This window comes from Natrinema versiforme JCM 10478 (assembly GCF_000337195.1).
GTDB classification, from domain to species: domain Archaea; phylum Halobacteriota; class Halobacteria; order Halobacteriales; family Natrialbaceae; genus Natrinema; species Natrinema versiforme.
The window spans coordinates 16,067-39,135 of record NZ_AOID01000060.1; the positions used below are offsets into that span (position 1 = coordinate 16,067).

Genomic DNA, 23,069 nt, shown 5'->3' on the forward strand with positions numbered 1-23,069 from the left:
ACTATAAGGCTTTCAAAGAGTAGACAAAGTCCTAAGAGCCATAGATGAATATTGGACGCTCTAGTCTCAAACTCTTTGCTGCACAATTTGGCAGTTCAATTCTACAGTTTCTTGGAATTGCCTATTTTGCACGAGTACTCGGCCCCTCTCCGTTGGGTGTATTTTTCCTATTTCAAGCCTTATTAGGTATGCTTGCGATTCCTGCTAACTTTGGACTCAGTGGTGCAGTTGAGAAGCGTATCAGTGAGGGAAAGTCACAAGGGGCATACTTATCTAGCGCTATTGTTCTCAAAATCACCCCTCTCATACTGATAGTGGTGACGATTCTCCTCTTTCAATCCTTGATCAATAACTATCTTGGTGACGATCTCGCTATTCTTCTCGCAGTTGCAATCATTCTTCAAGAAGCTTCACAACTTTCTATAGCCGTTTTGAAGGGAGAACTCCGTGTCGGTGAGACCGCGATTCTACAAGTAACTCGTCAGATAGCTTGGGTGGGTGTTGGAACAGCATTCGTTAGTCTAGGGTTCGGTTCTGTCGCGTTAATTTACGGGTTGTTGACTGGCCTATGTCTGGTATTGGTTTGGGGCTGGTACAAAGTGTCTATTATACCAGACAAACCCTCACGAGAGCATGCACATTCGCTGATTGAGTATAGCAAATACAATGCTGTATCTTCAATTGGTGGATACTTTTATAACTGGATGGACGTAGCAATAATTGGGTTATTTCTTACGCAAGCACATGTTGGGGCATACGAGATTGCGTGGCGGGTTACTTCAATCGTTATCCTCTTGAGCCGATCAATTGCAACTACAATCTTCCCCCAGATTAGCAAATGGGACTCAAAAGATGCCCAAGATAGAATTGAGGACCTCCTTCCGCAAGTACTTACTCCTTCCCTGATCCTTGTTATTCCGGCGTTCTTCGGTACAGTAGTCCTTTCTGAGGAGATTCTCGGATTACTTTTCGGCTCTGAATACACAATTGCATCATTAGCACTTATAATTCTGATGTTTGACCAAGTGACTGAAGCTGGTCAAGTTGTATTAGGTCGATCTCTTCAAGCGGTAAACCGTCCTGATCTCGCTGCCCGCGCAACTGTTGCTGGAGTGGTTATTAATTTAGGATTAAATTTAGCATTAGTAAAGCCGTTTGGCATCACTGGTGCAGCAGTTGCCACAATGATAGCATCTTTGATCAGTGGACTACTTTTGCATGGCTTTTACTTGTCCCAAATAGTTCCAATTAAAATACCATCCCTCGAATTAGCTAGTTGCGCGATCGCCGCGGTAGGAATGACAATACTGATACAGACGGTTATTGTGATCGTTGGAGTTGGATCAATAGCGAAATTATTAATTATGGTCGCTCTAGGCGCGGTCATATACACTATATTGCTTTTTTCATCACCACGCATGAGGACAAAGATGAAAATATATTTTGAAACCATTTCTACTAGAGAGAGTCAATGAATATTGGATTTTATTTCCGGATAAAGGAATTTGATCGGGAAGTTCTTTGACTTTCACACTGTAGATCTAAGGGGGTCCTCCTAGTGATACTCTTAAGTTGTTGATTTTATACTATATGGGCTTTGTTCAAATTTATGAGGCAGGTTTATTTCCACCTGATCTTAAATCCAATATTATGTTACGTTATTTGCCCCAAACAGTATGATATTGAGTTGGCCCTCAGCTAGTCTTTGAGTTGAGGTTATAATGGTTTGATCCATCCATGACCGGATATCGTGGCAGAATCGCTCAGTAGTTCGGCGAACCGATCTGGTCATCCACTATGGACTTGAGATTCAGGACTTTACTACTAACAGTTGACCATAGACTATTCCTCAGTCGGTGGCCGGATGGTTACCAGGTCAGTCCTTCGTAAGTAATTCCATCTCGCCGTTCGATAATTCGCCGTCCATCGACGACGAGGGGATTCGCCATCGTCTCGAACGCATCATCGAGGGCTGCGAACTCGTCCCAGTCAGTGACGATGACCGCGCCGTCGCTGTCCTCCAGCGCGTCGGCGGCGGTCGCGGTGTAGTCGAGTGCGGGGAATCGCTCCCGCATGGGGTCAACCGCAACCGGATCGTAGGCGATGATCTCAGCTCCGCGCTCCCGCAACAACTCGATGACGGGAATCGCACGGGAGTTTCTGATATCGTCAGTCTGGGGCTTGAACGAGAGACCGAGTACCGTAATTCGTGCCCCATCAAGGTTGACGTGTTTTTGGAGGAGGTCAACCAATCGCTCGGGTTGGTGGTCGTTCACGTCGACGGCGGCCTCAAGGATGGCCGGCTCGTAGCCTTCTTTGCGCGCGGCGGCCCGGATGGCGGCGACATCCTTCGGGAAACACGAACCGCCCCAGCCGACGCCGCTGCGGAGGAACTGCGCGCCAATGCGATCGTCACGCCCGATTGCCGCCATCACCTCGTAGGCGTCGATTCCAAACTCCTTGCAGATGTTTCCGAGGTCGTTCACGAGGCTGATCTTCGCGGCAAGGAAAGCGTTGTTCGCGTACTTGATCATCTCGGCCGTCCGCGTATCCGTCTCGATAATCGGTGTCTCAGCCGTCGAGATGAGCGGTTCGAACACCTGGTGCATATCGCTCTGGGCACCGTCGTCGTCCGCCCCTAGGACGATCTTGTCGGGGTTCAGGAAGTCGCTCACCGCACTTCCCTCACGGAGGAACTCCGGATTCATTCCGACGCCGAACTCCTCGCCCGCAATTTTCTCGCTTCCACTCTCGAGCAGTGGCGTGATCGTGTCTTCCGTTGACCCAGGAACAACTGTGCTCTTCACGATCACCGTATGCCAGTCGGACGTTTTCGCGAGCGTCTCTCCGAGCTGAGTCGCACCGGTCTCCATAACCGACAAGTCAATACTCCCGTCGTCGTTCTGTGGTGTCGGCAGACAGAGAAACGTCACATCTGTCTCAAGCACGGCATCGTAATCTGTGGTGGCACGAAGCCGACCAGTGCCGTCCTCACCCGCATGGGCCTCGAGCAGTTCCGGGAGCCCGTCCTCGTGGATAGGTGGTGTGCCAGTGTTGATCACGTCGACGATCCCCTGATCAACGTCGACATTCACCACTTCGTGTCCGAGATCGGCGAAACACGCCGCAATCGTCGTCCCGACGTAGCCGCTTCCGATGACAGAAAGACGCATCTTGTAATCCGTTTTCTCCGTACCGCACAAGAAGGATCCGGTATCTTGTGTCTTCGTTTAGTGGCTAAATAATTAGTCTAACCGATGCTCAGGAGATGCAAGGCTATCGGACCTTGATTGATTTCATCTAACAAGTAGAAGACAATTCATATGTTATCACTTGGCCGTAACGACAAAACGTATCTATCCTCGGCATAGATAGGGGAACAATTCATGGAGGTCACGAAAGCTATCATTCCTGCGGCGGGGTTCGGAACGCGGTTCCTCCCTGTCACAAAGGCTCAACCGAAGGAAATGATGCCCGTCCTCGACAAGCCGACGATCCAGTATGTCGTCGAGGAGGCCGTCGAAGCAGGTATCGACGATATTCTCATTATTACCGGCCGGGGGAAACAGGCGATCGAACGACACTTCGACAAGTCATACGAACTCGAGGAGGAACTTGAGGCCGCTGGCAAATCGGATCGACTCGAGCGCGTCCGAGAAATTTCGGACCTTGCAGATATCCACTACGTCCGGCAGAAAGAGCGAAACGGGCTTGGGGATGCGGTTCTCTACGCCCGCAAGCACGTCGGGGACGAGCCGTTTGCACTGCTACTCGGAGACACGATCATCGAGAACGACACAACATGTACCGAGACGCTTATCTCACAGGCTGAAGAACACGATTCGTCGGTCATATCTCTCGAACGCGTTCCCTGGGAGCAGGTACCATCGTACGGTGTCGCTGACGTTGACGACACGGCGTCAACGTCCGGTAGTTTTCCCGTGACCGACTTCGTCGAGAAGCCGTCACAGGAGGACGCCCCGTCGAACCTATCGATTACCGGGCGGTACGTTCTCGAGCCCGAGATCTTCGACATCCTCGAGGCGACGGAGCCTGGGGTTGGCGGCGAACTCCAATTGACGGATGCGATTCGCGCACTCGATACCGTTCGGGGCGTCGAACTCGACGGTGATCGCTACGACATCGGGAACATTCCGAGCTGGCTACAGGCGAACGTCGAAATGGCACTCAAGCACGACCACGGGGAGATGAACGACGCTATCAAACAACTGCTTGACGAACAGCTCCAGCGTAAGTCCGATGAAGATCTGGTCTACGAGAGAGAGCAATGAGCCGTATTCTCGTCACCGGTGCAGCTGGATTTCTTGGGTCCCATCTCTGTGACCGACTATTGGCAGATGGGCATGAGGTTATAGGTATGGATAATCGCGTCAGTGGTCAAATAGAAAATCTAGACGACGCTTTCATACACGATCAGTTCTTTTTCCATGAGCACGACGTGACGGAGTTCATCCACGTCTCCGGAGAGTTGGATGCGGTCCTCCACTTGGCAAGTCTCGCGTCGCCGGTCTTCTATCGAGAGCATCCAATTAAGACACTGAAAGTCGGGGCGCTAGGCACGCACAAGACGCTCGGATTGGCGAAAGAAAAAGACGCAACGTACCTCTTTACGTCGACAAGCGAAGTATACGGTGACCCCGAAGTAAATCCACAGCCGGAAGACTACCGCGGAAACGTCGATCCGTATGGTCCCCGGTCGTGTTACGACGAATCGAAACGCTATGGTGAGTCCCTCGTGCGTGCGTATCGCGAGGAACACGGTCTCGACGTTCGAATTGCACGAATCTTCAATACGTACGGCCCTCGAATGCGAATCGACGATGGCCGAGTAATCCCAAACTTCGTCCGACAGGCGTTGACCGGTCAGGATTTGACCGTATATGGGGACGGTGACCAGACCCGGAGTTTCTGCTACGTCTCGGATATGATCGAGGGACTGCTCGCGCTGTTGCACTCAGATGTACAAACTCCTGTGAACATCGGCAACCCCGACGAGCGGACGATCAACGAACTCGCCGCACTCGTTATTAATTCCACTGGTAGTGACAGCGATATCACGCATGAACCACTCCCTCCACAGGACCCTCAGGTACGATGTCCCGATATTTCGAAGGCCCGCTCCGATCTCGGTTGGGAGCCCACGGTTTCGCTGGGCGATGGGTTGGAAGCGTCGATTGAGTATTTCAGGGAACACTGTGACCTCCGATTGTAGAGTAGCGAGGATATAAGCGACAATCAATTCACAAAATATGTTCCGAAAAGTCGTAGAACCGATGGAGGAGGAGCGAGTACTCCAACTGGTGACCACCTTATGAAGATAAATATATTGATTCCGGTTCTCGGTCCAAGCGGTGGAATTCGAGTTATCTATGAAATCGCCAATAGGTTACAACGAAACCATGATGTAGTATTATATTACCCAGTAATTCCACCAGAAGCACACGTACGACGATCCAATCATCTTTTCAAACTAGCCAGTGCCAGCATTAATGCTCTCAACAGAACTCGCAATTCCGTAGAATGGATGGACTTGAACGTTCCTGTGAAGAAAGTTGTCTGTTTCCAGAACTCCTGTCAGGCCCTTCTGGAGAGGCAGGTACGAGACGGTGATATTCTAATCGCAACTTCATGGCCAACGGCCTACACCGCCAGTGAACTACCGCCGTCAAAAGGAGAAGAATACTATTTCATGCAGCACTACGAGATCTGGCCCGTTTGGAACGACCTCGATTGTTGGAAAGAGGTAGAGAGTCTCAATGGCTCACCTTCCATTGCAATGGCAGATGTCACTCCTGATGACCCCCACCTAGCGCAATACAAGGATTTAGTTGACGAATCTTACTCTCTCCCCGTTCGGATCATCCGTACCTCCGAGTGGGAGGAAAAGATACTGGATCAGCTTGGCGAGAATTCTGTCGGTTCCGTTTCGTACGGGGTGGATCACGAACTGTTTTACCCGTCAACCACAACGGAGCAACAAACTGTACTGGCTCTCTATCGAAATTCCCCGGAAAAAGGTGACCGACAAGCGATCGCTGCCTTCGAGAAACTCCATAGAAGAAACGAGGATATAGAGTTCTTGATGTTCGGTCGCAGTAAGTCCTCTCAGGTACCTCGTTTTGTGGAGTTCGAAGAGGATCCCAGCCAAGAGATGATCCGTGACCTATATTCTAGGTCGGATATATTCGTCTACCCGAGTTGGGTCGAAGGATACGGGATGCCACCGATGGAGGCAATGGCATGCCGTAACGCCCTCGTTTCGACAGACGTCGGTGCAGTTCGTGACTACACGCCACAGGAGGGGGTCGAATTTGTACCGGTTCGAGATGTAAACGCAATCGTTTCGAAAGTCGAACGGTTACTCCAGTCACCCGATCGCCTTGAATCCATGAAAGAGAGAAATAGGGAATACATTCAGCAATTCCGCTGGGAGAAGACTGCTGAAGAGTTCGAATCAATCATCACTAGTTGACTACTCTTTAGAGGTCTGAAACTACCTTATCTAATAGAGGCGCTAGTGCATCGTAACTGTACTGCTTGATACACCGTCTCCGAGCAGTATTGCCTAACTGAATTCATAACGATTCGTCGGAGAACAATCTGAGAATCGCTTCACGGAGTTGTTCCGGTACTCGGAATTGACGATCACTCACATTCATTAAAGGTATTCAGTAGATCAGAGACGTCAGTAGCTACTACCGGTTTCGCTATCGGCATCGCAGGTAACTGTCCTCTGGCCGCCATGATATCACGCTGAGGGACTACAATCATATCTGCCGCTGCGATCTACTTTGGAATCTCATTGAACATGTTGACGTAGCCAGAAGCGGTATCTTCTCAATGGTCGTTCGGACCTAAAGGAATGATGTTTGAAGGACTCGGACATGCTTGACTCACCCTCCTAAATACGGTGTTTCTCGTTTGTGTTAATGGTATTTTGAATGTGGTGCTTGTACCCATTCTTGGGATTCTTGGAGCAAGCATCGCCACGGGAAGTGCTCTCACTGTCGCGGAAATTGCAAGCATTCTCGAACTGTATTTTCTACACGATATCCACCCCTTTAGCCGAAAATTGGCGCGTGTTTGGGCTAGCTACGCTTTTCCCTCTTTCTCGGTATTTTCGTCGTCTCCCTTCTTGAAGGCGTCTTTCTCGCAAGTTCACTACCGATCCTCATTGAATTGGCGATAAAATTGATGAGCGTCTCGGTTATCCATTACTAACAAATACACTCATGCCAAATTCCAGTGACTGAAATCACAGCTATCTGTTTGTGACAACTGTGACAATTTCGTCTACCACTGAGACTAATGTACTGTAGTTGTACTGTTTGACGCACCGTTTTCGAACCGTTTGTCCGATATCTCCTCGCAGTATCTGTCGAAAAACAGGTTGATCGTCATTGCTGACGAAATCTTGAGCGCAACTCGCGGTACAGGTAAATTCCAACGGATTTCCTTGGATGATTTACGTAATATTGACGCCTAGTCACTGCCGTCGCCGAGCAGTTCCGATCTCTTCGCAGCCCTTTGTAGTTGAGGATGACATCGACTTCCTTGAGGTCCTTGCTCACGTACTTGAGGGCCGGTTTGTTCGCAGCGGGCACGAACTATTTCAAGACCGTGTGGATTATTGGCTGGCGGCGAGTGCTAGTTCCGCTGGAGAGTAAGACTCTCTCGTAATATTCTTGCTACTGTGCTGACTGAGGCTCACAAGATCAGACTCAGGATGAGATTCGTTGTTTAAGTAGTAGATCAAGAATTTATAGATCCAAGAATAGTATTTGGGTCCTTAAACAAGAGATGCATGCTAACTTCTAGCAGAAGAAGCTTTATCAGTTTTCTCCTACCAGTACGAGACTAATGACCTCATCTAATGAGACTGTTGTTGCAGTCATCCTTAATTGGAATAATTATGATGACACCTCCTCGTGTATTGAATGTTTATTATCAATAGGTTATGCTGAACTTGACATTCTGGTTGTAGATAATGGGTCGACAGATAAATCTGATCAGAAAATTGAATCGGAATATCCGATGGTGACTGTTTCACGGACAAATAAAAACCTTGGCTTTGCAGGAGGTATGAACGCTGGAATTCAAATCGCATTACAACAAGACCCTGCATACATTTGGTTGCTCAATAATGATGTAGTCATCAAAGATAGCAAAATACTAGATAAGTTGACTAGCAAGCTAGATAATAATATCACGATTGGTGCAGTCTCTCCATTAATAAAGTCGTATCCAAAAACAAATGATATCTGGTTCTGGAAAGGATATATTGATTGGAACAGTGGAAAAGCCCATCATCAAAACCCTCCTATTATAAATCAAAAAGAAATATCTAATGAGTACCTCCCTATCTGCTGTGCCCTATTCCCATCTGAAATTTTTGAAGAGGTAGGATTGTTACCTGAGATATATTTTCTCTATTATGAAGATGTAGACTATTGTACGAGAATCCGTAACAATGAATATAAACTCATTACAGATACCGATTCAGTAGTTTATCATAAACGAGGAGGAAGTACGGGAGATAGGCACAGCCGAACTTCTACCTACTATAACACACGAAACCAATTGCTTTTTATTCAGGAATTTAAAGACCGTATCAGCCCATTGTACCCACTTTGGTATATGAAAGATCTTGTTTGGGAGTCAACCTTAAGACTATACAATAAACGTTATAAATCACTTCACTCTCTCTATCAAGGTGCAGTAGATGGACTTCGACAAGTGAAAGGTAAAGGGCCTTATCCATAGAATTAGCACTTCAGAATGATAGTTAGTGGGAACGTCTGCTTGCTGAGGATATGCACTTCAAGAAGCAAGCAGACGATCCAATCCACGAAGACCAGTTCCATCACTTCCTCGTCACACGTTGACGAGGAAGTCACTCTCAACCTCGCTTCAAACGCCGAACGACATCTGAAGACGTTCACAAGGTCCTTGTCGTCGCTTGCGCCGACGGGAGCTCAATCTTGACACTCTGCGAGAAGAGCGAAGATTCCCCTACCAGAACACAGTTTTGTATCCCCTCCGAGAGAAGTTTGACCTGGAATCGGTTGAACGAATCGGCAACACATTGCTTCAGAAAGACGTTCTTGACATTCTCTCCGAACAGGTGGAGGTCGTGGCTGACCTCCACCTGCACCCCTACTATGGTGACGAAGACGAGACAGACGGTCTCTATCACTCGGAAGCGAAACATGGAACTATGCCTTCCACGCCTATGCCACACTCTACACGCGTGTAACGAACAAACGATTCATGCTGGCAGTGCCCCATCTTGAAGATGGAGACACTGCCAGCAACGTCCTTGCAGCGTTTCTTGGTGTTCTCGATGGCCTCAACTTCGGTGTTAAGCCGTCTATCTTGACCGTGAACTCTACGACAGTAAGTGTTCCATATTGCTTCAGTTCACACGTACGTGATACTGATCGTTCGGTGGGAACAAACGATTAAGCAGAAACTCTCGGAAGGATGGAGCCGCGCAATCCAGCACGATATGATAGTGTAACTCGACGGTCCAGTTGTGACCGTCGAGTTTCCCGTCTACATCCACTGTACCAACCAGAACGGACGATACGACGAATACGGAGTGGCGCGTCACGGCTATGCCGTTGACGAGCCGTTCATCGAGATATCATGAGACGATTGATACACTACGCGAAACGCTTCGGTATCAAGGCCAGCTACCGGCTCTCTGAGCAGAGTATTGCGACGATATCGATGCAAGGTCCGGTCGTACGGCTGTCGTACGTCGTAGTGAGTTTGCTCTTGCAGAACGTCTGGCGGTATCTATACTGGGAATACGTAGCGACATCCTGCCATGGCAGGTGTCGCCTCTTGTCCTAGTCATTCAAGGAGTTCATCAACATGATCTGACGGGCAGTGTGGATGGCCCTCGCGGTGCCTCAGGTCGTCCCCACAAATCGGCTACCGAACGATCGGTTTTCACCGCTAAGCGCCGGCCGGGAAGCCTCACCGTGAGTGGCAACGCTGTCACGTCGGCGGCTGACTGCCCCCGAGCACCCACCAATTTGTGAGCTCGTATCCATAGAATGAAAACTAATACCGTTGATATGAATGTCATCAAATAGAATACTGATATACCTCTTCTAATTTCCTGGCTGTCTCATCCCAATTTTGATCTAAAGCGCGTTCATAATTCGCACTACTAACTGACTTAAGTTCGGTACTATTATAGACTTCTTCCAACTGTACCTTAAGGCTATCTTTTACATCTGGATCATACAAGAACTTGTTTTCTTTTGGGAAGACTGCTGGTATACAGCCAATTTTGGGTGCTATGACTGGGACACCAAATGAGAGGCCTAGATGTGCAGATCCTGAATTGAGAATATCCCGATATGGGAGAACTAAAACGTCTGCCGCATTCATATAATTCTGTACATCTTCATCATCTATATACTTCGGTACAATCTGAAGATCATCTACTTGTTCGTCGAACTTACTGAGTTCCCGCTCAATTTTCTCATTCCAGGGTTGACCAACAACCCACAATTCGATATCATTGTATGGCAATTCGCTGAATTGCGATATTAGTTCAGGCACGCCCTTATATTCTCGTATCAGTCCGAAATAAAGATAGACGAACGAATCACTCGTAATTCCTAAATCTTCTCTGGACTCTTCTCTTCCAACGTTATTCTGATATGCCCCCATATAGTTACCGTCTGGAACTACGTGCATTTTACTTGGTTTAGCATTCCTATACATCTTAGATAACGTACCCGACGCAGACTTACATTTTACTGTTACTCCATCAGAAACTAAAAACAAAGCTTCATTGATCAGTTTTTCTGTTTTCGAATATTTCTTTTCATGATGTTGCTTATTATGAACTGTCCAAACAATTGAGATAGAGAAAAAAGAGACAAGAAGCAAATCGAATAAGAAGAAAGCAGCTCGTGAAAAGGTGATTAGATCATCAAGGAACTTATAGCTAGTAAAGTTATCAGTCATATAGTAGCCAAATACCCAGTCTAATTGCATTACATCTGCGCTTGAATTTGAAAAAGCAGTGCGAGTTAATGGTAATATAATTGGCCAATCTATACCTTTAACTGATATCCCATTTCTTTTCTTCAAGGAAGATTTCAGCAGCTCCATATATGGATTTTTGGGATTATCTCCCATCAAAAGAACTGATATTCTATCATCTTTTGACATTGTTTCCTCTATTTCAACCATCTCTAAACAATATACGCTTTTCCACTCATATGTAGTTTATGATGACTGCAGACCTCTCAGTTAGTCTCTGTTATGCCGATCTCCTTCGAATCGTATATTTTATTCGACCTATCTATATCTTCCTGAAGCCACTCTTCTGACATTCTTATCTGGCTTAGATACGGGCCCTCACTGTTATGACGCAGCTGGTACCTAGGCCAGTTTTCATTATATACAATTTTATTAGTCGAGTCAAGAGATGAGTTTTGAACAGAGAGCTCACTATTTGCTGTGGTACCAAACAACTCAAGCATTTCTTGCGTTACACTGAAAGAGGATAGAGGTTTTTTACCATACTGGTTATTGAATTTTGCGACAGACTCTAACTGCCTATATTCCTCTTCAGAGATTGACGCTTGATTAGGGTATTCGGTTCCACTATAATTTTGAACATCGTCAGCAGCTACCATTGATCCTGTAGCACTGAACACAAATATTAGTATTATGATCGGGATACCTTTCCTGATTTCATAATTCCCAATAATTTCATATGTTCCATATCCAGCCACAATGAATACAAAAATGCTAAGTGGGAATGCTAACCTGATAAGTGCTGTAACCGAAAGGGGAGTATCTAATACTAACACCGACCCAAGAAATCCTAGACAGGCTAGTGGAAACATATTCTGTCGAATACTTATATTCTGCAGCACCTTTACGAAACCTAAAGACAAAATAGAAATTAATAGTGATTGGTAAACTCCATTAATTCCAAAAAGCCATCCAAGAGAATCGACAATTCTTTCGCCACCTTCATTGATCCCTAGATAATAAATATTCTCCCCACCAGATCCAGTATTCACTCCCATTGATGTGAACGTTCTAAGAACACTCGTGGATATTACTACAAATGTATTTAGGAATTCCGTTGCATCGTAGCCCCAGTAATAGAGAGCAAGTAAGTAAGACGATAAAATCAAGGTCCAATTCAAGCTTGATATATATGGTTTTGAATCAGTATATATTTTAGCGTATATGTCAAATATGTATAAAATAAACAGTACCGGCAAGATGAGAAGTAGTGTGAAATGATGTGTAACTATTAAAAAGAATACAAGAGGAATTCCTGCGATTACGAATGCAGACTGAGAACGTTTAGAAGAGCTAGTGGCAATGAAGATCAAAAAGAATACCAAGACTAGTGCAAGTGATTGAGGGAAGAAGTAGTTTGAAAAGAAAAGATACCCCTCTGATACTGATAAAAATATCACTGAAAGATATGCTATACGGACAGAACTCGTATAGACTTTGATGTACGTATAGAGTGCTCCAAGCAAGGCGGCAAAAGATAGAGTTCCTATCATAAGAATGGATCCATGTGGTTGGATGTCAGCAACTATCGATAAACTCCCTGACAAAACATGTAACCCTGGAAAACTAGAGTAAGAAGATGTGATTGCAGAGGGATCGCCTTCTGACAATAGATCATTTATATATTTGGTATGTTTAATCAGATCTAGATTTCCTATATAAAAATAAGTTGTTTCTATTTTCGAATATGAGTTTATGAAAAACAAAATCACTAGCTGAAATATCATCCCCTTGGTGACATCATTTCTAGTGATGAATTGGTATATAAGAGAGGCATATCCAATAGGTATCAAAAACAAATATACTACCAATATAGGACCAAAAATTAGTAGGATTATAGACACACATGCAATTATAATAGTTAATTTTTGATATTGAACCTGATTCACAGCACTTATAGTGGAATCATTAGCGTAGGCTGACCCCACATACCATAATATTCCTAGTGATGTAGAAAATCCAATGGTTGTATACATTGATTTCACGGCTAGAGGAGGACTTAAAATAAATGATATAGCGAAGGCAGCAATTGCTGATCCAACTATTAAAAGACCAAAGATGACTTTGGTTTTATCTATCATATTGAAATATCTTGGAATTGATGCGTATTTTCACGTAACAATAATTCCTGTAAGGCCGATCTATTTCTGGTGGATACTTAAACTCTTGGGTTCTCTTTCTGGTGCTGTTTCGTTAAGCGTGGAAGTCGGAGTGGTATTATCTTGTGGTGTCCATGCCAAAATTGACCGCTTCAGTGGGTGTATCGACTGGATCGCGACCGCTACAACCGTCGGAGACCGCATCAATCGCTCGATGGAAACACACCAGCTGGGGAGATTCAGAACTAGACAGTGCCACATTGAATAATAGGTTTTAATTTGTCTGCACTGTTTTGGCAACACAATCCCATGTCAAACAACGGTGTGAAAAAAGTCTCCATGTTTTTGCCTGCCTTAGAGATTGGTGGAGTAGAACGAATGTCCGTAAATATGTTATATGAATTAACAAAACGGGGGATAGACACTGAAGTTATCTTGGCTAGGAAAGACGGTGGTTTTAAATCTGATATCCCGGACGATACGACTCTTGTAACATTAGACTCACCAGACCCTACCAAATATACTCTTTTACCAACTTCTCCATATTTGGCAAAACACCTAGAAAAAACTAATACTGGTAAGTTACTATCGTTCATGACTCATGCTAATATAACTTCTTTGGTTGCCGCTAAGATAGCCAAACAAGACATCAAACTAGTAATTGGGGAGCGAAACCATCTTTCCAGAAAATTAGACCGAGAACCATGCTATAGGGCCACACCAATTAAATTCCTAATACAAAATCTCTATCCTAAATCTGACCACATTATCACCACATCCAATGGAGTGGCTGATGATCTGAAAGGCTATCTGAAAAGGGAGACCTCCATTGACACAATTTATAATCCCGTTGTCACAGATGATCTGATTTCTAAATCTAGAATGAATGTTGACCATGTATGGTTTAAGTCAGATGATACACCCGTGATTTTAGCAGCTGGTCGATTACATCCACAAAAGGATTTTCGAACATTAATAAGGGCATTTAATAGGGTAGTTGATAAACGAGACGCTCGATTGCTAATTCTTGGAGAAGGTCCAGAGCGGGAGAGGTTAGAATCACTCATATCGGAATTAGAGATAGAATCATTAGTTGAATTACCTGGTTCTGTAAATAATCCGTTTCGTTATATGGCAAACGCTTCTGTTTTTGTTCTTTCTTCTAAATGGGAAGGTTTTGGTAATGTGATTGTAGAAGCTATGGCTTGTGGATGTCCAGTTGTTGCAACAGATTGTCCAAGTGGTCCTGCTGAAATCCTTGAGAATGGCGAATATGGTGAACTCGTTCCAGTTAAGAGGCCAGATCTACTATCTGGTGCAATCGAAAAAACCTTAGATAACGATAATAATAAAGATAGGATTCGAGATCGAGCTAATGATTTTACGGTTCAGGAGATCACAGATCAGTATCTTGAAGTACTTGAATTAGTATAAAAGTACATAATGGAATGAGATATGAATTTTAAATTCATAAGCGGGTATTTTTTTATGATGGTGGCCTCTATTATTCAGTTACTACATAACCTTTGCAGACCAGTGTAAATAGCTATTATTATTACGATTGACGGTTCAGTTAGTGTATGAAGAACATCATACTTATAACAGTAGATTGCTTTCGCTACGATCGGTGTGGATTTTCCGGACATAACCGTCCGACGACTCCAATTCTTGACGAGTTCGCTTCGGAATCTATCGTTTTTGATAGTACGTACGCTACTGGGCCCTACACGACTGAATCTTTTCCAGGAATACTGGCCGGAGAGCATTCCCACAATGGGTCGTACTATAGTGATAGTGTTGGTTGGAAGGCACTCGAAGACGATTCGGAAACCCTCGCTACTCACCTTCGAGACCAGGGGTACGAGACGATTGCGACCCTAACGAATCCGCATCTGGTGACGGAACGAAACTTTGACAGCGGGTTCGAGTCGTTCCGAAACCTCCGGGCAGGGCCAACAGATCACTCCAAATCGTCGGACGGTGGCTTCGATTTCGCAGATCTCATGTACGACTTTCGCGAACGGATGCGCAACTACTCGTCCGTTCTCAACCCGTACACGCTCCCGTACGTCTCCTATCGGTATCTCCAGCACCTTCGAGATTGGCCGACGATTCCCGGGGAAAAACTCACAGAGGCGTTCGTCGAGGACCTCAAGAACCAGTCAGAGCCATTTTTCGCCTGGACTCACTTCATGGACCTACACGCCCCACTCAACCCGCGGTTGATCAGAGAGGGTGGACTCTGTGCAAGCGATCGGATAGTCAAACACCTCCTCTGGGACGCAGCGCGAGCCGGCCGAGTACACGAACCGCGATACGATACGATGTACGATAGTGCCCTTCGCTACGTTGACCGATGTATCGGCTCGGTCGTCGAGCACCTGAAGGCACAAGACCAGTGGGATGATACGGTGCTCATCGTGACGGGCGATCACGGAGAGGTGCTCTTCGACCGCGACGGAGTCTACGGTCACCCACGCCACCACCTGTACGACGATCTTCTCCATGTACCGCTGTTAGTCCGAATTCCTGGCGAGGACGCAAGACGAGTCTCTACGCCTTTCTCCCTCGCCTGGCTCCACGAGCTCATCGCGGAAGTCCTCGACCTCCCGGACGGTGACTTTCCGACGTTCAGCGGCAGAGAGTCAATCTTCGACCCAATGGACGATGAATCGACTCCCGTGATTTCGGACTCAATCGACGAACGCGGACATACCGTCTCCGTTCGTAATTCCCAGACAAAACTCATCAGTCACGCACCAATTGATGAGGTCGACGATTCCTCACCGTTGGCAGCACCTGACGTTGCTTTCGATTACGTCCAAGACCCGGGGGAGAGAGTATCACTAGATGGAAACGACTACCCGGATCTCCAAGACCAGGCTAAAGGGCTTCATACTGATCCAGCGGAACTCTCGAGCATCGATGGAAAGTTCTCCGAGGACGTAGAACAACGACTGAAAGATCTTGGTTATCGGACGTAACCATGTCGTAGAGACTATTGCAACGGTTTGAGATTTAATACACATGAACGCAGACAACGTCATCCTCATCGGACTCGACGGCCTCGACTGGGACGAGATCGACACCTGGATCGAGGATGACACACTATCGAACCTCCGAGAGTTGCGCGAAAACGGAACGGCCACGGACCTCTCCAGCACCCACCCTCCCTGGACTCCCTGTGCCTGGCCGTCCCTCCTCAGCGGACGGAACCCGGGCGAACACGGTGTGTTCGACTTCTTCACTAGGGACGGCTACAACAAGCGACTCATCGAGCGGCCGGACGTCGACGCACCGTACCTCTTCGAGGCGGCCGACGCCGAGAACCGAACTCCCCTCGTCATCAACTACCCGGTCACCCACCCCGCCCCGGCCCTCGAGAACGGCGCGGTCGTCCCGGGCTACCTCGCGCGCGAGGACATCACCTTTCATCCTGAACATCTCCGAGAGGAGTACGAGTCTGAGCATGGTGAGTACGTCATCTATCCCGAGTATGGGACTGAGGACAACGCTGTCGAGGAGTACGTCGACGTCGCTCGTCATCGCCGGAACGTAGCCCGGTTCCTCGATGAACGGTACGACTGGAACCTTATGGCCGTCCAGTTCCAGGTCACCGACTCAATCTTCCACGACCTTGACGACCGCGAGAAGATCCGACAGATTCTCGAGGCGGTCGACGGCTTCGTTGGGGATATCATCGATCTGGCCGACGACCCGACGGTCCTCGTCGCCTCGGACCACGGGATGGGCGACTACGACTGGACCTTCTACGTCAACTCGTGGCTCGAGGAACAGGGATACTGCGAGACGATAGAAGGAGAACCACAGTATTTCGGTCAGCAGAAGCAGGGCGTACTGAAGGGGAAGGAATCCTCGGAAACGAACCTCGGCGCTGCGGTCCGGTTAGCGGCAAAGACCTCCTCGAAAGTAGGCCTGCCACCGCGGCGTATCCATCGTGCCCTTGATGCAGTTGGTCTCGCTCAGTTCGTGGAGCGAGTGCTCCCGGAGGACGCCCTCGTTGCAGCACAGAACGAAGTCGTCGATCACCCAAACTCGACAGCCTATCAACTCTATTTCAATAGTCTTGGCATTCACCTCAATGTCGAGGGTCGTGATCCCGATGGCATGGTATCAGAGGATGAGTATGAAACGGTCCGTTCGAAGCTCATCGAGAAGCTAACTCGGGTGCGAGATCCGGAGGGAAATCTCGTCTTCGACGACGTTCGTCCGTGTGAAGAGGTATACGATGGTGACCATCTTGATGACGCCCCTGACATCTCCTTGTTCCCTCGGGAATATCGATACGACGTGAGTGGCTCCATACTCGATACGTTCCGTCGATATTCTCACAAGAATCATAAGCCGGACGGGATTCTTCTCTCGAACCGTCCGCTTGATACGACTGACAAACCTGAGATATACGACATTGCACCAACAGTGGCGGCAGAATTGGGAATCCCGATCGACACTCGAAACGATGGGAGAGTGCTAACCCAGCAGAATGAAGATCTGGAACGAGTGGACTGGGACGATATCGCCTCGAACTATTCGGATCGCGAATCGGATACTGACATGTCCAATGTTGAAGACCGGTTAGCAGATCTCGGGTATATGGAGTAATCGTCTCTCATGTGACGTCCTGGTACACCTCGTGCGTTCGTTCCGCGACACCTTCCCAGGAGTACTCTTTTTCGACGAGGTCTCGGGCAGTTTCCCCCCACGCCCGCGTTCGGTCTGGATTTTCTATCGCGAATCTCATTCCATCCGACAGGGCTTCGATGGAGTCTGGTGCCACAAGCTGGCCCGTTTCGCCGTGGTCAACGAACTCTTCGACCCCTTCGACCGCTCGTGCGATCACTGGTGTCCCTGCTGCCCAGGCCTCGAGTAACGTAAGCGGGTGTCCCTCCCAGGCCGATGGAAGAACGAACATCTTTGCAGAGGCGTAGTGGTGTGGCACCTCTTCGTCGGAGACTCGTCCCTCGAATGAAACGGACTCCTCTATACCGAGTGACTTTGTTTGTCGCTCGAGATCCTCCCGCTTCGGACCCTCGCCCACGATCCGAAGATTCGCATGGGGGTAATCGTTGTTCACGTCGGCAAACGCCTGAATCAGGTCGGAAACTTGCTTACGTGCAGTGAGACGTCCCAGATACAGAAAATCATCCGTTCGATTGCTATCGACCGAAAACCATTCGTAATCGACACCGTTCGGTATCGCGTGAACTGAAGGATGGTGGTCACTGAGGAGGCCAACGTGCTCGTTATTCACCGAAATCACAGAATCGTAATCGAAGCCGAGAACGAACTGTTTCTCTATGAGCCGTTTGATACCCGAGAGAGCGGAGTTATCTCGTCCGACTCCAGTTGTTAATGCCGTTCCGTGGATAGTGAAAACAGTCGGTGTTCTGGTTGCAATTCCTGCAAGACGCGTGGGAACGGCGGGAAGAAACGTGTGTCCGTGGATAATATCGTAGTCATTGGAAAGGAGGCTAGGGAGTGGCGTTGCCATCGAGGTAATTCGTCCGATCGGATTCCAGTATTCTGTACAGGGGGAAAGACGGTGGATCCTGACGTCCTCCGATTGATACTCCTTGTTGGTGTCGTACCGCTCACCGTCTTTCTTGAGCGCTCGAGTATAAATATCGACTTCACAATTATAATACTTTGAGAGTGATCGGGAGAGTTCTCGAACGTGTACTGGTCCGCCACCAGTTTCTGGCCACCAATCGTCGATAACCATCGCAACCTTCATTCTATTTGTCATTGTTATGCGCCAGGACTAGGATAATCCGCTCGCAAAGCGTCAAACGAGAGGGAAATTACGTGGTCCCAGCTGTCGTCCATCACTCAGGAAGGGGATACAGAGCCGGATATATCTTTACATTTCACCGACAGACCATCAGGACGCAACCAAAACCGAATTGATGTCTCCGTCGGAACTCCCGCTCAATGAATGTTGCATTCGTCTCCAACGTGGTCTACCCCTTCGTCACCGGCGGGGCCGAAAAGCGGATTCACGAAATCGGAACCTGACTCGCAGCTGAGGGCCACGACGTCACAGTATACGGTCGTCACTACTGGGACGGACCGCAAGTGATGGACTATGAGGCGCTCACTCTCTACGGAGTCGCGCCCGCCAAAGAACTCTACAAGAACGAACGACGATCGATCACCGAAGCGGTCGACTTCTCCGTGCGTTTCCTCCCTTATCTCCGACGAAACGCCGAAACTACGACGTTATCGTTGCGTCCCTCTTCCCTATTCCCCGTTCTCGCATCGAAACTCACTACACTCGGAACGGACACGCCACTGATCACGACTTGGCACGAGGTCTGGCTCGACTACTGGGACGAGTATCTCGGTCGACTGGCTCCCTTCGGCAAGGGAGTTGAACGACTCACCGCGAAAATGCCACACCATCCGATCGCCATCTCGAGCGTCACGGCGAACCGCCTCACGGAGATCGTCCCCAACGGGATCGATGTCAAGCAGATCGAAACAACCCGACCTGCCGAAGACGGGTTCGATGTCCTCTACGCTGGCCGACTCATCGAGCACAAGAACGTCGATCTTCTTCTCGAGGCGTTCGATCGAGTCGCTGAAACCGATCCCGACATCACGCTGAGTCTCATCGACAATGGGCCGGAACGGGACGCCCTCGAGCGACAGGCCCAAACCCTGGACCTCGCCGATCGAGTGACGATGCTCGGCTTCCTCGAGGAGTACAACGACGCACACATGCGTGCGTCAGATATCTCCGAAACTTGTCGAGCGCCCGCTGGGCCAATGTGATGAGCTTGTGCTGACCGAAGGGAGATCGTCGTCGAACCCGCTATCGAAGCCGTAGACCCTCGAGACGAACGGGTTCGAGTGAAAACTACTGGTCGCAAAGCCTTCTTCCGAGAGTTGAGACGCGATCGTGTCCGTCGCGAGTCGATAATTCGAATCGATAGCGACGTCGGGATACTCTCCCGTCAGCAGTGCCGGGACCGCCTCGCGCGTATGCGAACTCGCGCTGTAGGCCTGGGTGAACCGAATCGACTCATTGGCGAGTTCGTCCAGTACCGGCGACGTGTCCCGGTGGTAGCCATAACAGGAGAGGTGATCCGCCCGGAGAGCGTCCGCCGAAAGCAGGATCACGTTGTCCGGTTCGACAGTCATTACTCGTGAGAACTGGAGGAGGGTGTTATAATTTAGACTCGAAGACAGGACGATCGGGTGACACCGTAAGGGCATTAATATCCGCTCGACTACTAGTCAGCGATGGATATCGCTTTCGTGTCCAATGTCGTGTATCCGTTCGTGACGGGGGGTGCCCAGAAGCGAATTCACGAAATCGGAACGCGACTCGTCGCAGACGGTCACGACATCACTATCTACGGCCGCCACTTCTGGGACGGGCCCGAAGAGATCACCCACGATGGCATCACGCTCCGTGCCGCCGCTCCCCCAGCGGACCTCTACACGGACAATCGCCGATCGATCACGGAAGCGATCGATTTCTCGGCTCGAGTCATCCCCACTCTCCGCCGCCACATCGACGAGCACGACGTCGTCGTCGCTTCCGTCTTTCCGTTTTTCCCAGTGCTCGCGTCGAAACTCGCAACACTCGCTACCGATACCCCGCTCGTCACCACGTGGCACGAGGTCTGGCTCGACTACTGGGACGACTACCTCGGAACCCTCGCGCCCTTCGGAAAGGCGATCGAGCGGCTCACTGCCAAGACGCCGCAGTATCCGATCGCCGTCTCGAGGGTGACGGCCGAGCGCCTCGCGTCGATCGACTCCAGTCGTGTCCGTGTCGTCCCAAACGGTATCGAAGTCGGACGCATCCAGACGACGGAGCCCGTCGAGGACGGCTTCACCGTGCTCTTCGCCGGTCGGCTCATCGACGACAAGCACGTCGACCTCCTCCTCGAGGCCTTCGACCGCGTCGCCCACACAGCCCCTGATGCCACGCTGGGAATCATCGGTGATGGCCCAGAACGCGACCGCCTCGAGCAACAGGTCCAAACTCTCGAGCACGCCGATCGCGTGACGATGCTCGGCTTCCTCGAGGAATACGACGACGTGCTTGCCCACATGCGCGCAGCGGATATCTTCGCCTCACCGTCCACCCGGGAAGGATTTGGCATCACGTTCGCGGAAGCGATGGCAGCGGACTGCACCGTTATTGCAGCGGACCATTCCGAGTCTGCCGCCTCTGAAGTCATCGGCGACGCGGGGTTCCTCGCATCTCCAACTGTTGATGACGTTGCTAGTGTGCTTGAGCGCGCCCTCAAAGGTGAGCGCCCGAACACGGAACCAACGACTCGAGCTCAACGGTATGACTGGGATACCGTCGCCGAACAGGCAGAGCAGTGTTACCGCCGGGCAATTAACAACAACTGGTAACTTCACCTATCGTTCAAAGTGATATCCTCCTCGAAATTGGTAGTTCTGATTGTATTCTGTAGCCGTTCAAGTGTCGCCTCGACCTGATCTCGATCACCGGCCTCAAGTGTAGACTCTAACTCATCGAGACCAGTCGTCAGAGTTTGTCGAAACTCGGACAGCGTCTCCTCAAGCGACCGTCGGACTGCCTGCTCTTGCTTCCATCGGAGTCTTACTCTGTCGGCTGTCGACTTCGCCGTTGCGGGACACACTGTTCGATACCGTCCCCCTCCCTGAGCAGTTACACAGTTCATCCGCTCGAGTTGAGAGACAAGTGATCGAACACAGTCTTCCGAGGTCTCCAGCTTTTGTGAGAGGAGATATGGGGAGAGACTTCGTTCCTTCAACACGGAGAGGATTTGAAGTGCATCGTCGCGCCCAATCTCATTCAACTGCCATTCGATATGGGACCCTTCGAGATAGCCGTGACAGGATTCACAGACGGCAATGAGGTTCAGCTCAACGCGAGCATCTGGCTTTGAAAGATACTTTCCGGGGACGAGATGATGGGCCTCCATCGTCAACGGATAGTTCTCGTAGTTCCCGTTGTGATTGCCACAGCGCTGGCACACGTAATTATCTCGTTCCTTAATCTCGGTGGCACGCTTTTCCCAGTCGTAACTACGTGAGGCTGGCACGTCGAACTCAACGGGATTAGTATCCACGTCTTGCTCCTCGTCCAAAACCTCCGACAGATCCCATTTCGGATTCATGGCGCACAGCCCTCCGTCGGGTGACTGTATGCTCGAACTGCTAGTTCAGTGAGACAGAGACGATGACTTCGCGCCGTGGGCAGCGCAATCGTCCCAAGTCGACCACCAACTACTACCTCCGTCACCCCGAGCGTTGGCGACCGAACCCTGCTGGGCGCACACTCGAGACAGTACAGGCGAGAGACAACCCAGTCTGCTGCTTCGGCACAGCGATACGCATACGCGAACACGATATCGGTCTCGTGGAGCGCCTCGCCACAGCCGATGCAGACGGCGCCGTTGGCACGCGGCCCAACAGGATGACCCGCTAACACCGCTTCCGGGGTCGCGGTGACCGTTGTCTCATTGTTGAGTGCCCCGTTTGTCGTCGACTGGTGTCGACCGGCATTGTCACTAGTCATCGCTCCCCTCCTTCGGTTGGTGTGCCAAGTTGAAGCATGTAAAACAGGCCAGTCGGTCCCCTCTCGGACCGTCACACCAGTCGTGATCGTACCGTTCGTTAACGCAATCTCTTTTGTCGATCGGATTTGTAGCTATCATTGCTTCTCTCACCCGAGAAGCGCGGTCCAGTGTTCCAGCACTGGGCCACAGAATTTCTATGACAGCCCGCGCTTCTCACATAATTCTATTTCATCCAGCTACTTAGTATTTTGCTAAGCGAATTGCTTAGCTGAAGGCTAAGCTGATTGTTTAGTATTTAGCGTAGTATTATGTTCTACGATACAGCATATAT

Annotated in this window: 15 protein-coding genes and 3 pseudogenes; 12 read left to right on the forward strand and 6 right to left on the reverse strand. The window is 49.2% G+C overall.

What is annotated here, in order from left to right; translation table 11 throughout:
- Positions 1 to 44 precede the first annotated feature (44 nt).
- Complete coding sequence (locus C489_RS21025) at positions 45 to 1,475, forward strand: flippase (RefSeq protein ID WP_006432836.1); 1,431 nt, start codon at positions 45 to 47, stop codon at positions 1,473 to 1,475.
- Positions 1,476 to 1,868: 393 nt separating this feature from the next.
- On the opposite strand, the gene aglM is transcribed toward C489_RS21025, so the two are convergent.
- On the reverse strand, positions 1,869 to 3,173 hold the full coding sequence (aglM, locus tag C489_RS18280) for a UDP-glucose 6-dehydrogenase AglM (protein ID WP_006432837.1): 1,305 nt from the start codon (positions 3,171 to 3,173) through the stop codon (positions 1,869 to 1,871).
- A gap of 213 nt (positions 3,174 to 3,386) precedes the next feature.
- Between aglM and galU the strand changes: the two genes are divergently transcribed.
- The 5 genes and pseudogenes from galU to C489_RS18300 all read left to right on the forward strand — a co-directional run bounded on the left by galU (position 3,387) and on the right by C489_RS18300 (position 10,014).
- The gene (galU, locus tag C489_RS18285; protein WP_049891057.1) at positions 3,387 to 4,292 is read left to right on the forward strand and encodes a UTP--glucose-1-phosphate uridylyltransferase GalU; all 906 of its coding nucleotides are present in this window, start codon (positions 3,387 to 3,389) and stop codon (positions 4,290 to 4,292) included.
- The gene (locus C489_RS18290) at positions 4,289 to 5,233 is read left to right on the forward strand and encodes a UDP-glucuronic acid decarboxylase family protein (RefSeq protein WP_049891059.1); all 945 of its coding nucleotides are present in this window, start codon (positions 4,289 to 4,291) and stop codon (positions 5,231 to 5,233) included. Before galU ends, C489_RS18290 begins: the two co-directional genes overlap by 4 nt.
- A gap of 312 nt (positions 5,234 to 5,545) precedes the next feature.
- Complete coding sequence (locus C489_RS18295; protein WP_006432840.1) at positions 5,546 to 6,493, forward strand: glycosyltransferase family 4 protein; 948 nt, start codon at positions 5,546 to 5,548, stop codon at positions 6,491 to 6,493.
- 1,388 nt (positions 6,494 to 7,881) lie between these two features.
- Positions 7,882 to 8,784, forward strand: a complete 903-nt coding sequence (locus C489_RS21035) for a glycosyltransferase family 2 protein (RefSeq protein WP_006432841.1) — start codon at positions 7,882 to 7,884, stop codon at positions 8,782 to 8,784.
- Between the two features lie 50 nt (positions 8,785 to 8,834).
- A pseudogene (locus C489_RS18300) lies at positions 8,835 to 10,014 on the forward strand (ISH3 family transposase).
- Between the two features lie 102 nt (positions 10,015 to 10,116).
- On the opposite strand, the gene C489_RS21040 reads toward C489_RS18300, so the two are convergent.
- Complete coding sequence (locus tag C489_RS21040; protein WP_083902840.1) at positions 10,117 to 11,238, reverse strand: glycosyltransferase family 4 protein; 1,122 nt, start codon at positions 11,236 to 11,238, stop codon at positions 10,117 to 10,119.
- 56 nt (positions 11,239 to 11,294) lie between these two features.
- The gene (locus C489_RS21715; protein ID WP_152423193.1) at positions 11,295 to 13,169 is read right to left on the reverse strand and encodes a hypothetical protein; all 1,875 of its coding nucleotides are present in this window, start codon (positions 13,167 to 13,169) and stop codon (positions 11,295 to 11,297) included.
- A gap of 327 nt (positions 13,170 to 13,496) precedes the next feature.
- Between C489_RS21715 and C489_RS21045 the strand changes: the two genes are divergently transcribed.
- The 3 genes from C489_RS21045 to C489_RS18310 all read left to right on the forward strand — a co-directional run bounded on the left by C489_RS21045 (position 13,497) and on the right by C489_RS18310 (position 17,810).
- A complete protein-coding gene (locus tag C489_RS21045; protein WP_083902841.1) occupies positions 13,497 to 14,621 on the forward strand; it encodes a glycosyltransferase in 1,125 nt (374 codons plus the stop codon).
- A 146-nt stretch (positions 14,622 to 14,767) separates the two neighbouring features.
- The gene (locus C489_RS18305; RefSeq protein WP_083902842.1) at positions 14,768 to 16,171 is read left to right on the forward strand and encodes a sulfatase; all 1,404 of its coding nucleotides are present in this window, start codon (positions 14,768 to 14,770) and stop codon (positions 16,169 to 16,171) included.
- 43 nt (positions 16,172 to 16,214) lie between these two features.
- On the forward strand, positions 16,215 to 17,810 hold the full coding sequence (locus C489_RS18310) for an alkaline phosphatase family protein (RefSeq protein WP_006432848.1): 1,596 nt from the start codon (positions 16,215 to 16,217) through the stop codon (positions 17,808 to 17,810).
- A 7-nt stretch (positions 17,811 to 17,817) separates the two neighbouring features.
- Here the strand turns inward: C489_RS18310 and C489_RS18315 are convergent, their stop codons facing one another.
- The gene (locus C489_RS18315) at positions 17,818 to 18,930 is read right to left on the reverse strand and encodes a glycosyltransferase family 4 protein (RefSeq protein WP_204366755.1); all 1,113 of its coding nucleotides are present in this window, start codon (positions 18,928 to 18,930) and stop codon (positions 17,818 to 17,820) included.
- 305 nt (positions 18,931 to 19,235) lie between these two features.
- Between C489_RS18315 and C489_RS22920 the strand changes: the two are divergent.
- Together C489_RS22920 and C489_RS22925 are read left to right on the forward strand one after the other, a co-directional pair.
- A pseudogene (locus C489_RS22920) lies at positions 19,236 to 19,667 on the forward strand (glycosyltransferase); the annotation flags it as partial.
- A gap of 72 nt (positions 19,668 to 19,739) precedes the next feature.
- Entirely contained in the window at positions 19,740 to 19,982 is a 243-nt protein-coding gene (locus C489_RS22925; protein ID WP_275039582.1) for a glycosyltransferase, read from the forward strand.
- Here C489_RS22925 and C489_RS18325 read toward each other — a convergent pair.
- Positions 19,948 to 20,351 (reverse strand): annotated as a pseudogene (locus C489_RS18325) (sulfatase-like hydrolase/transferase); the annotation flags it as partial. The gene C489_RS22925 and the pseudogene C489_RS18325 overlap by 35 nt on opposite strands.
- 102 nt (positions 20,352 to 20,453) lie before the next feature.
- Here C489_RS18325 and C489_RS18330 point away from each other — a divergent pair.
- Complete coding sequence (locus C489_RS18330) at positions 20,454 to 21,584, forward strand: glycosyltransferase family 4 protein (RefSeq protein ID WP_006432852.1); 1,131 nt, start codon at positions 20,454 to 20,456, stop codon at positions 21,582 to 21,584.
- Positions 21,585 to 21,586: 2 nt separating this feature from the next.
- Here the strand turns inward: C489_RS18330 and C489_RS18335 are convergent, their stop codons facing one another.
- Positions 21,587 to 22,336: an HNH endonuclease gene (locus C489_RS18335; protein WP_006432853.1), complete on the reverse strand. Its 750-nt coding sequence runs from the start codon at positions 22,334 to 22,336 to the stop codon at positions 21,587 to 21,589.
- Between the last annotated feature and the right edge of the window lie 733 nt (positions 22,337 to 23,069).